The organism is Mycobacterium sp. UM_Kg27, assembly GCF_000972905.1.
GTDB lineage: Bacteria > Actinomycetota > Actinomycetes > Mycobacteriales > Mycobacteriaceae > Mycobacterium.
Genome location: NZ_JRMM01000159.1, coordinates 1 through 9,196, shown reverse-complemented (window position 1 = coordinate 9,196; position 9,196 = coordinate 1). Strand labels below are relative to the sequence as shown.

Sequence of the window (9,196 nt, the reverse complement as noted above, 5' to 3'; positions counted from 1 at the left end):
TGTATAAGAGACAGCACCGAGATGGGCCGGCGCGAAGAGAAGGCCGGAGTGGGCATGATGATGCCCGACGCGCTGATCCCGCGATGGGGTACGGCCGAGGAGATGGCCGAGCTGTTCGCCTTCTGCGCCGGAGACAAGTGCGCCTATCTCACCGGCGCCGACATCCTCGCCGACGGGGGAGTGGTCGCCTCCATGCGGGAACGCGCCCGGGTGGCGGCGCAACCGCGCTGAGATTGCGCGCAGGGCTGTAGGCGTGTGCGCGATCACGACCCTGGCCGCAGTTTCACCGAGGTTCCGCGCACCGCCGAACTTGGGTAGCGTGCCGTTGAGGGGAAGGGAGCGCCGATGCACTACACCCGCACCGATCCCATCGCGGCCCAGCCCAGCGACGTCTGGGCCGTCCTGATCGATGTCGAGCATTGGCCGGACTGGACGGCGTCGATGCGTGAGATCACCCGGCTGGACTCCGGTCCGCTGCGAGTCGGCAGCACCGCCCGAGTCCGCCAACCCGCCGGCCGGCCGATGGTCTGGACCGTCACCGACCTGGTCCCCGAGCGGTCCTTCACCTGGACCGCGTCGGCGGCCGGTATCCGCTTCACCGGCTTTCATGAGCTGACGCCGACCGGGTCAGGGGTGCGGGCCGTGCTGACCTTTGCTGTGATCGGTCCGATGTCCTGGCTGGCCGGCCTGCTCGCCGGTGGCCGGATTCGTCGCTACGTCGACCTGGAGGCAGACGGGCTCAAGCGGCAGTCGGAAGAGCAAGCGGATCGCCGCCACTAGCACGCTCACAGACCCCGCGCAGTTAGCTGGGCCGCTGATTTGGTCGGTCGATTCGGGATGCGGAATGCGCCGAAGCAGCTAAGTTAACGGTTGACACGTGGCGGGGTGGGTGCTTACCGTGGACCAAACCTACGGGACCGTAGGTTGGCTGGGGGGCCAAGCGACAGCCCGCCTGTCGATCAGGGAGGGGACTAAAAAGCGATGGTAAATGTCCAGACGGCCTTGCTTCATGAGCTGGAGCCGATTGTCGAGCAGAACCTCAATCGGCACCTCAAGGCCGCCAAGCCGTGGCTGCCGCACGACTACGTGCCGTGGAGCAGGGGGCGCGACTTCGCGTTCCTCGGCGGCGAGGACTGGGTTCCCGAAGACTCACCGCTGGACCCGGTCGCCAAGGCCGCACTGCTGGTCAACTTGCTGACCGAGGACAATCTGCCGTCCTACCATCGCGAGATCGCCACCACCTTCAGCCGCGACGGCGCCTGGGGCACCTGGGTCGGCCAGTGGACCGCCGAGGAAGGCCGTCACAGCATCGCGCTGCGCGACTACCTCATCGTGACCCGCGGTATCGACCCGGTGAACCTGGAGAACATGCGGATGCAGCACACCGTCGCGGGCTATGACGCCGGCGGCAAGTCAGCGCTGCAGGTGCTGGCGTACGTTTCGTTCCAGGAACTCGCCACCCGGGTGTCGCACCGCAACACCGGCAAGGCCTCCGGATGCCCCCTCGCCGACCAGTTGCTGGCCCGGGTCGCTCTCGACGAGAACCTGCACATGGTGTTCTACCGCAACCTGATGCAGGCGGCCCTGGACATCGCCCCGGACGAGGCGATGTGCGCGATCCGCGACGAGGTGCTCGGCTTCGCGATGCCCGGGATGAACATGCCCGGTTTCCAGGAGAACGCGATCCTGATCGCCAAGGCCGGCATCTACGACCTGCGCATCCACCACGACGACGTCATCCAGCCGGTGCTGCGCTTCTGGAAGATCCACGAGCGCAAAGACTTCGGCGCTGCGGGCGACGAGGCGCGCGAGCAGGTCATCGGCTTCATGAAGATGGTCGACGAGCGGGCCAAATACTACGAAGAGAAGGCCAAGGCGCGCGAGACCGTCTCCGCCTGATCCGGCTCGGCCTGCTAGCCCCGCTTGATCGAGGTGTAGTAGGTCGTGTCGGCCATCGACACCGAGTCGGCGCCCCGGGCGGGTGTCGGACGGTCGTGCTGCGTCAACAGCTCGGTCATGGACTGGCCGGTCGAGGTCCAGTTCATGGAGTCCAGGTAGTCGGCCACGTCGTTGCGCTCACCGTCGTATCCGAGCTCGGAGAACTCCAGGTCGAAGCCGTGCGCCCGCCATTTCTCGGTGGCGCTTCGCATCATTTCCCTGGCCTGCTCATGCTGGGCCGCCGAAATGTTGGGGATGGCCTCGGTGGCCAGTCGGCTGCCGTCGGCGCTCAGTGCGGTGATGTTGTCCAGCAACCGGTCCTGTGCCTCCGGCGGGAGATAGCCGAGCAGTCCCTCAGCGATCCACGCGGTGGGCTGGGTGCGGTCGAACCCCGCGTCGATCAAGGCGGCAGGCCAGTCATCGCGCAGATCGACGGCCACGCCGCGGCGATCGGCGGTCGGCTCGGCGCCCAGCTCGGCCAGCGTCGCGGTCTTGAATGCCAGCACCGCGGGCTGGTCGATCTCGAAGATGGTCATGCGGGCGGGCCATGTCAGTCGGTAGGCCCGCGCATCCAGGCCCGATGCCAAGATCACGGCCTGGCGGATGCCGGCCTGGGTGGCGTCGGCGAAGAACGCGTCGAAGAAGCGGGTGCGGACGGCCATCGCATCGGGCATCTGGCCGAGCTTCCAGCCGGACTCGTGGTCGTCGAGATCGGTGCCCGCCAGCTCGCCGGTTGCCCACTTGGTCAAGAAGTCGACGCCGACGGCGCGGACCAGCGGCTCGGCGAAGCGGTCGTCGATCAGGGGATTGTCGGCCTTGGTGGCGATCGCGCGGGCGGCGGCGACCATGGTCGCGGTCGCTCCCACGCTGGTGGCGAGGTCCCAGGTGTCGTTGTCGGTGCGTGCCATGAGCGCTCCTTGAAGTGATGGCCGGGGCGAGTTGCTCAGCCCAGCGATTAGTTAGTCCACTTAATAAACGCGGCGAACCGGCCGATGGTTCCCGTCCGCGGCCGATCCGTCGGTCAGCGCAACGTCAGGTAGATCAGCGCCATATTGAGTGACCCGATCACCACGGTGATCACCCAGCCGAGGGCCGCAGTCAGCGGCCTGTTGGCATCGGCACCCATCAGTGCCCGGTCGCCGGTCACCCGGATCAGCGGTACCAGCGCGAACGGGATGCCGAAGGACAACACCACCTGCGAGATCACCAGTGCCCGCGTGGGCTCGATTCCCCAAGCCAGGATGGCCAGCGCCGGGCCCAGCGTGATCAGCCGGCGCCAGAGCAGCGGAACCGAAACCCGCAACAGGCCCTGCATGATCATCGCGCCGGCATAGGCTCCCACCGACGTCGACGCCAATCCCGAGGCCAAGAGGCCGATAGCGAACAGCAGTGCGACCGTGGGGCCCAGGGTGTGGCCGACCGCGGCGTGCGCTCCTTCGATGGAATCGGCGTGGTCCACGCCGCGCAGACTATTGGCAGCCACCACCAGCATGGCCAGGTTCAACGTCCCGGCTACCAGCATCGCAAGGCCGACATCCCAGCGGGTCACCCGCAGCAGTCGCCGTCGTGCCGGACCAGGCTCGGGCCGGCCATGCCGGTCCCGGGCCAGCCCGGAGTGCAGGTACACCGCATGCGGCATGACGGTTGCGCCGAGGATCGCGGTGGCCAGCAGCACGCTTTCGGTGCCGTCGAAGCGGGGCAGCAGGCCGGCGACGACGTCGGCCGGTGGCGGCGGGGCGACTACCAGGCTGGCCAGGAATCCGATGGCGATGATGAGCAGCAGTCCGCTGGTCACCTGCTCGAAGATCCGCGGACCGCGCCGGTCGCCCACCGCCAGCAGGGCCATCGACACGGCGCCGGTGATCAGGCCGCCGAGCAGCAGCGGCAACCCGAAAATCAGGTTCAGCGCAATCGCTCCGCCCACCACCTCGGCGAGATCGGTGGCCATCGCGACCAATTCCGCCTGTAGCCAGTAAGCGATCCGGGCCGGTTTGCGGCTGTGGGCGCCGATCACCTCCGGCAGTGAGCGCCCGGTCACCAAACCGAGCTTGGCCGACAGGTACTGCACCAACCCGGCCATGACGTTGGCCGTGACGATGACCCAGACCAGCAGGAAGCCGAATTTGGCTCCCGCGCTGACGTTGGCGGCGACGTTACCCGGGTCGACGTAGGCGATGGCGGCGACGAAAGCCGGGCCGAGCAACGCCCAGCCCGGCTTCAGCCCCGCCGCGGCGTCCTGGGCCACCGGCACCCTTTCGATCCGGATTCATGAACAGGAAAGTCAGGGTAGCCGGAATCTCACCGTCCGGGGGTGGTCACGACGTCGCGGTGGATCAGCCGGCCTGGTACAGACCACGCCCGGTGATCAGCGGCAGGTCCAGCGTGGTCCGAATGCCCGGCTCGGCCGCAACCACCGCCGGAACGGCGTTGACCACCCGCATCGCGGTGGCCACCAGGCCGGCGTGGTTGTGGTCGCCATTGGGGCTGGACAGGCACAGGTCCAGCGCATACGACGGCTCACCGGTGACCTCGACGCGGTAGGACCCGCCCGGCTGGGCCGGCTGCGGCCACTCCGGACACAGGTCCTCGCGCAGCCGGGTGACGTGCTCAAGAACCACCGCGGCCTTGCCGTCCACCATGCCGCGCACCTCGAACCGCAACGCGGCGGCCGTGCCCTCGGCGATGTCACCGGAAGAGATCGAGAAGTCCTCGGGCGCGGGCACCCGGATGTGGGACTGCTCCACCGAGTCGAGTTCCAGGCCCAGGCCGGCTGCGAGCTGGCGCACCACCGAACCCCACGCCAAGCTGAGCACACCCGGTTGCAGCAGCATCGGGGTCTCGTCCATCGACTTACCGAAGCCCATCACGTCGAACATGACGGCGGCGCTGTCGTAGGTGGCGTAGTCGACGATCTCCATGCAGCGGATCTGCTGAATGCTCTGGCACGTGCCGGCCAGCGCGAGCGGCAGCAGGTCGTTGGCAAAGCCCGGGTCGATGCCATTGATGAACAAGCTGGCGTTGCCGGCCTTGGCGGCGTCCTCGATCGGGGTCAGCATCTCGGCGGGGATGACGTTCCACGGATATTGCAGGAACACCGCGCTGCTGCCGACCACATTGATACCGGCTGCCAGGATGCGCTTGAAGTCCTCCAGCGCCTCGACGAGCCGATTGTCGGCCAGCGCGGTGTAGACCACGCAGTCGGGCTTGGTGTCGAGCACCTGCTGCAGGTCAGTCGTCGCGGTCACGCCGGTCGGCGTGTCTACTCCGGCCAGCTCTGCGGCGTCCTTGCCGGCCTTGGCGTCCGAGGACACCCACACCCCGGTCAGTTCGAACTCGCGGTTGGTGATCAGCGCTTTCAATGCGTGGACACCGACGTTGCCGGTGCCGATCTGGGCAACACGCAGTGTCATCGTTCGCCACTCCTCCTCATCGCTTCGCTCTGCATCGTCGTTGCGTTAGTCATAGGTCAGCAGTTCCTCACAGGTCCGGGACGGGCAGGTCAAGGTTCGGGAAGGTGATGCCGCCATCGACTTCGAGCACCTTGCCGGTCAGGTAGGCGCCGGCCGGGGAGGCCAGATACAGGGCGGCCGCCGCGATCTCCTCGGGGTCGCCCAGTCGACGCAGCGGCGTGGCCTTCTCCATCGGGGTGCGCAGCTCGTCGTTGGAAGCCACCACGTTCAGCGCCGACGTCATGATCGATCCCGGGGCAATACCGTTGACCCGGATCTTGGGGCACAGGTCGAGCGCGGCCAGCCGGGTGTAGTGGGCCAAGGCGGCCTTGGCCGTGCCGTAGGCGGCGAAGCCCCGCCCGGGCACCCGCCCCATGGTGGAGGTGATGTTGATGAACGAGCCGCCACCGGAGTGCTCCAGCATCAGTGGCACCGCGGCGATGGTCAGTGCGTGCGCCGTCGCCACGTTGAACGTGAACGCGTCCTTGAGGTCCTTGGTCGACGTGGTCAGCAAGGTGTTGGGCATCGTTCCGCCGACGTTGTTGACCACGATGTCGAGCCTGCCGAACGCCTCGACCGCTTCGGCGGCCAGCTTCGCCGTCTGCTCGGGATGGGCGAGATCGGCGACGACGACGTGGGCACGACGACCCGCCGCTCTGACCTGTTCAGCGACGGCCTCTAGTTCAGATTCGGTACGTGAGGCGATCACCACGTCGGCACCGGCCTCGGCGAACGCGACGGCAATGGCGGCGCCCAGGCCCCGCCCAGCTCCGGTAACTACAGCGGTTTGATTATCGATTCGGAATTTGTCGAGGATCACTTCGCCACGCTAACAAGGATCGACCACCAGCTGAACCCCTTTTTTGAAACACGTTCTAATTCAGTGTTTGGGGCACGTGTGACGGCGTTGGCCGCGCTAGATCACGACGTGCGGGAGGCGCTCTTCTTCGCCGGTGCCTTCTTGGCCGGTGCCTTCTTAGCGGGTGACTTCTTGGCGGGTGACTTCGGGGACCCCGATCGCTTCTTCACGCTGGCCTCCAGCTTGGCCAGTAGGTCGGAGACGTCCTCGGTGGCGTCCAGTTCGGCGGGACGCTCCTCGGGGGTGAACGCCTCGTCGCCTTCGAGTTTGGCCGCGATCAGCTCGTGCAACTGCTCCTGATAGGTGTCGTGGTAACGGTCCGGGTCGAAATCGTCGGCCATCGATTCCACTACTTGACCGGCCATCTTGAGTTCGGCCGGCTTGATCTCGACCTTGGTGTCCAGCGCGGGGAAGTCGGGGTCGCGGATCTCGTCCGGCCACAGCAGGGTATGCACCACCATCACGTCGCGCTTGGAGAAATCCTTGACCCGTAGCGCGGCCAGCCGGGTCTTGTTGCGCAGTGTGAAGTGCACGATCGCCACCCGGTCGGTGTCTGCCAGCGTCTTGGCCAGCAGCACATAGGATTTGATCGACTTCGACGCGGGCTCCAGAAAGTAGCTGCGGTCATACAGCATCGGGTCCAGATCAGCGGACGGAACGAACTCCAGAACGGCGATCTCATGGTCGCGCTCCTCGGGCAGGTTCGCGATGTCGTCGTCGGTGATGACCACCATCCTGCCGTCGTCGGACTCGTAGGCCCGCGCGATGTCGCCGTACTCCACGACTTCGCCGCACTCCTCGCACACTCGCCGGTAGCGGATTCGCCCGTGATCCTTGGCGTGCACCTGCCGGAACTTGATGTCGTGGTCTTCGGTGGCGCTGTAGACCTTCACCGGCACGTTGACCAGACCGAATGCGATCGAACCCTTCCAGATGGAACGCATGAGGCCAGTATGCCCACGCGAGAGTGCCGATAACCTGCTTTGGCGCGACGTAGGTTGGTCGCATGGTCGCTGAGTCCATCCAGACCCGGGTGAAGCTGACCAACGCCGACAAGGTGCTTTATCCCGCCACGGGCACCACCAAGGCCGAGGTCTACGACTACTACACCCGCATCGCCGAAGTGATGCTGCCGCACATCGCGGGACGCCCGGCGACGCGCAAGCGCTGGCCCAACGGTGTCGAGCAGGGGTCGTTCTTCGAAAAGCAACTGGCTTCCTCGGCGCCGGGCTGGTTGGCCCGCGCCGACATCCAACATCGCTCCGGGGTCACCACCTATCCGATCATCGAGGACCTCGACGGCCTGGCCTGGATCGCCCAGCAGGCCGCGCTGGAAGTTCATGTACCGCAGTGGCGTTTCGAGGCCGAGTGGACCCACGGCGGGAAGGTGCTCAAGCCCGGACTGGCGACGCGGCTGGTGTTCGATCTCGATCCGGGCGAGGGTGTGTCGATGAGTCAGCTCGCCGAGGTGGCGCGGGCCATCCGCGACCTGATCTGCGATCTGGGCCTGGAGACCTTTCCGCTCACCAGCGGTAGTAAGGGACTGCACATCTATGCGGCACTGGAGCGTCCGGTGAGCAGCTCCGGCGCCGTCGCGGTGGCCAAACGCGTTGCGCAACAGCTTGAAACCGCGATGCCCGAGCTGGTGACCGCGACCATGGCCAAGAAGCTGCGGACCGGCAAGGTCTTTCTCGACTGGAGTCAGAACAACGCGGCCAAGACCACCATCGCACCGTATTCGCTGCGCGGCCGTGACCATCCGACGGTCGCCGCTCCACGCACCTGGGCCGAGCTGGACGACCCGGACCTGCGGCAGTTGCGCTTCGATGAAGTGCTGGACCGCGTCGCCCGTGACGGCGACCTGTTGGCCGGCCTTGATGGCCCCCTGAAAGGCCAAGATCGCCTTGCCGTGTACCGGGCCAAACGTGACGCCGCCCGGACGCCCGAACCCGTTCCGGCCGCGGCACCGGCGCCGGGCGAGGGAAACAGTTTTGTCATCCAGGAGCATCACGCCCGCCGGCTGCACTACGACTTCCGGCTTGAGCGCGACGGGGTGTTGGTGAGCTGGGCGGTGCCCAAGAACCTTCCGGAGACGACGTCGGTCAACCATCTCGCGGTGCGCACCGAAGACCATCCGCTGGAGTACGGCAGCTTCGAAGGCACCATCCCCAAGGGGGAGTACGGCGCCGGCACCGTGAGCATCTGGGATTCGGGTACGTATGTGACCGAGAAGTTCGAAGACGGGCCCGACAAAGGGGAGGTGATCGTCGTGCTCGCCGGCAGCCGGATCTCCGGGCGATACGCACTGATCCGCACCGGGGGAGATCAGTGGCTGGCACACCGCATGAAAGATCAGCAGGCGTTTTCCTTCACCGAACTGACGCCGATGCTGGCCACCCATGGCTCGGTGGCCCGGCTGGCTCCGAGCCAGTGGGCCTTCGAAGGCAAATGGGACGGCTACCGGCTGCTGGTGGAGGCCGACCACGGTCGGCTGCGGCTGCGTGCCCGCAGCGGCCGCGACGTCACCGCCGAATATCCGCAGCTGCCGTTTCCCGCCGCCGACCTGGCCGAACATCACCTGGTGTTGGACGGCGAGCTGGTTGCGCTCGACGACGCCGGCGTCCCCAGCTTCGCCGCGATGCAGAACAATGCCCGCGCGGCCCGGTTACAGTTCTGGGCTTTCGACCTGCTCTATCTCGACGGCCGGCCGCTGCTGCGGGCGGCCTACCGGGACCGTCGGCGTCTGCTGGAAACCCTCGCGCACGGAACTGATCTGGTGGTCCAGGACCTGCTGTATCCCGACGGGGCCAAGGCGCTGGAACAGTCGCTCAGTCTCGGCTGGGAGGGCGTGGTCGCCAAGAAGTGGGACTCGACCTACCAGCCGGGGCGCAGATCGTCGGCGTGGGTCAAGTCCAAGCACCTGTCTCTTATACACATCTCCGAGCCCACG

General features: G+C 66.6%; 8 protein-coding genes and 1 pseudogene. 4 read left to right on the top strand and 5 right to left on the bottom strand.

The window, feature by feature from the left end:
- From LI94_RS18775 to LI94_RS18765, 3 genes and pseudogenes are all read left to right on the top strand, one after another.
- Window positions 1-231: pseudogene (locus LI94_RS18775) on the top strand (oxidoreductase); the annotation flags it as partial.
- Window positions 232-345: 114 nt separating this feature from the next.
- On the top strand, window positions 346-780 hold the full coding sequence (locus LI94_RS18770) for an SRPBCC family protein (protein WP_046302138.1): 435 nt from the start codon (window positions 346-348) through the stop codon (window positions 778-780).
- 201 nt (window positions 781-981) lie between these two features.
- A complete protein-coding gene (locus LI94_RS18765) occupies window positions 982-1,899 on the top strand; it encodes an acyl-ACP desaturase (protein ID WP_046302137.1) in 918 nt (305 codons plus the stop codon).
- Between the two features lie 14 nt (window positions 1,900-1,913).
- Here the strand turns inward: LI94_RS18765 and LI94_RS18760 are convergent, their stop codons facing one another.
- From LI94_RS18760 to LI94_RS18740, 5 genes are all read right to left on the bottom strand, one after another.
- Complete coding sequence (locus tag LI94_RS18760; RefSeq protein ID WP_046302136.1) at window positions 1,914-2,846, bottom strand: class I SAM-dependent methyltransferase; 933 nt, start codon at window positions 2,844-2,846, stop codon at window positions 1,914-1,916.
- A 113-nt stretch (window positions 2,847-2,959) separates the two neighbouring features.
- Complete coding sequence (locus tag LI94_RS18755) at window positions 2,960-4,183, bottom strand: Nramp family divalent metal transporter (RefSeq protein WP_046302140.1); 1,224 nt, start codon at window positions 4,181-4,183, stop codon at window positions 2,960-2,962.
- An 88-nt stretch (window positions 4,184-4,271) separates the two neighbouring features.
- Window positions 4,272-5,348 (bottom strand): diacylglycerol kinase, encoded by a 1,077-nt coding sequence (locus LI94_RS18750; RefSeq protein WP_024441774.1) that lies wholly within the window; start codon window positions 5,346-5,348, stop codon window positions 4,272-4,274.
- Between the two features lie 67 nt (window positions 5,349-5,415).
- Window positions 5,416-6,207 (bottom strand): SDR family oxidoreductase, encoded by a 792-nt coding sequence (locus LI94_RS18745; RefSeq protein ID WP_024441773.1) that lies wholly within the window; start codon window positions 6,205-6,207, stop codon window positions 5,416-5,418.
- A gap of 101 nt (window positions 6,208-6,308) precedes the next feature.
- Window positions 6,309-7,190: a Ku protein gene (locus tag LI94_RS18740; protein ID WP_046302135.1), complete on the bottom strand. Its 882-nt coding sequence runs from the start codon at window positions 7,188-7,190 to the stop codon at window positions 6,309-6,311.
- Between the two features lie 62 nt (window positions 7,191-7,252).
- Here LI94_RS18740 and LI94_RS18735 point away from each other — a divergent pair.
- On the top strand, window positions 7,253-9,196 hold a 1,944-nt coding region (locus LI94_RS18735; protein WP_046302134.1), incomplete at its 3' end, for an ATP-dependent DNA ligase.

What these genes read in the sequence shown, in the direction of transcription:
- LI94_RS18740 (WP_046302135.1), bottom strand. Translation starts at nt 7,190, where the DNA reads ATGCGTTCCATCTGGAAGGGTTCGATCGCATTCGGTCTGGTCAACGTG.
- LI94_RS18765 (WP_046302137.1), top strand. Translation starts at nt 982, where the DNA reads ATGGTAAATGTCCAGACGGCCTTGCTTCATGAGCTGGAGCCGATTGTC.
- LI94_RS18760 (WP_046302136.1), bottom strand. Translation starts at nt 2,846, where the DNA reads ATGGCACGCACCGACAACGACACCTGGGACCTCGCCACCAGCGTGGGA.
- LI94_RS18750 (WP_024441774.1), bottom strand. Translation starts at nt 5,348, where the DNA reads ATGACACTGCGTGTTGCCCAGATCGGCACCGGCAACGTCGGTGTCCAC.
- LI94_RS18770 (WP_046302138.1), top strand. Translation starts at nt 346, where the DNA reads ATGCACTACACCCGCACCGATCCCATCGCGGCCCAGCCCAGCGACGTC.